Below are 1,290 nucleotides of genomic sequence, written 5' to 3'. Positions count from 1 at the left end.
AACCGCATATCGTGAGCGCGTTTCCAGACAATGCGTAACGTCTCCAATTGGCCTGGTGGAGTTGGAAGGTATGCTTGATAGGCTTGAAGACACCACCACGGCAAAATAATCAACATGCCTAAGAAGAAGCCCGCTCCCGGTCCCCCGACTGCTCCGAGAGCCCACGTGATGCCGCCGAGCAGTCCTCCCACCATCACCACCCAAAGCATATGAATGGGATATCCCCGGACCAGGTGCCCAAGTCCTGGAAGGATAGCCGAAAGGATTCCCCCAAGCGGAGACGTGTTCGAATGATCGGATGCAGGCAAATTCAATTCAGATTCCATGGGAAGAAAAAGGATAGAGATGTAAGAGCCTGAGGGCAAGCCAAGCAGAAAGAGATCGACAGGATGCCTTCCAAAAGAAACCCGGCCTGCTAGAAACAAGAATCAACGCGCTGTGACGAGTGAATTTTCAAGAAGGATTTGCTGGCCCATATGGAATTTCACAAGAAGGGTAATCGTGGTCCATTGAAGGAAGGAATATGAATGTGAAAGGATTCCGGGATTATTAGGAATATCCAAATATTGCAACGCGGAGGATGTCCTCTTGAGGACACGATTGTATCCCGGCAATATGCGCAACCTTACATTCTTACATTTCTCCCTGGCGAAAAAGCCTCCTGAATATTTTCCCGTGAAGGGGGCTAAGCGAACCCGAGTCGTCCTATTGTCCTTCCTCCATCGTGTTTCCCTGAGATCGGACATCGTTCCCACCTTCCATCAAGCCTGCTTTGGCTTTAAAACATTTGGCTCATAGCCTATACTATCGCGTCGTTGGCTGGTGTAAGGCGAAACACACACACAGGCTGGCAGGGCTCTGGACGGGGTTCAAACAATGTATGGGTGTAGGGCTGAAGTTCTAACCGGGTGATCTCCAATTTCTTATGACATACGCAGCGCAGGAATCAAAATTTAATTTTCTTCATGTGAAGGGGGATATTCTCGGTGGCCTGACCGCCGGAGTGGTGACCTTACCGTTGGCCCTGGCCTTTGGCCTTCAATCCGGACTGGGAGCGGTGTCCGGGCTGTATTGTGCAATCCTGCTGGGAGCCATTGCCATTCTCTTTGGCGGCACGCGCACGCTCATCAGTACTCCAACCGGCCCCATGACGGTGGTCGCCGCGCTGACCATTTCTCAAGCCATCAGTTTCGCCGGGAGCTTGGAATCGGCCATGGGGACGATCATCGGAATATTCATCTTAGCGGGTGTGGTGCAAATCGCCTTCGGACTCCTCAAAATTGGCGGGAA

General features: G+C 51.8%; 2 protein-coding genes. One reads left to right on the top strand and one right to left on the bottom strand.

Features of this window, described 5'->3' with window-relative positions:
• A partial coding sequence (locus AAH187_RS17635; protein WP_342349799.1) for a hypothetical protein occupies positions 1–314 on the bottom strand: 314 nt, incomplete at its 3' end.
• A gap of 611 nt (positions 315–925) precedes the next feature.
• Here AAH187_RS17635 and AAH187_RS17630 point away from each other — a divergent pair.
• On the top strand, positions 926–1,290 hold a 365-nt coding region (locus AAH187_RS17630), incomplete at its 3' end, for a SulP family inorganic anion transporter (protein WP_342349798.1).

It is taken from the genome of uncultured Nitrospira sp. (assembly GCA_902500695.1).
In the GTDB taxonomy this organism is placed as follows: Bacteria; Nitrospirota; Nitrospiria; order Nitrospirales; family UBA8639; genus Nitrospira_E.
The sequence above is the reverse complement of the archived record's forward strand: the minus strand, read 5'-3'. Positions and strand labels throughout refer to the sequence as shown.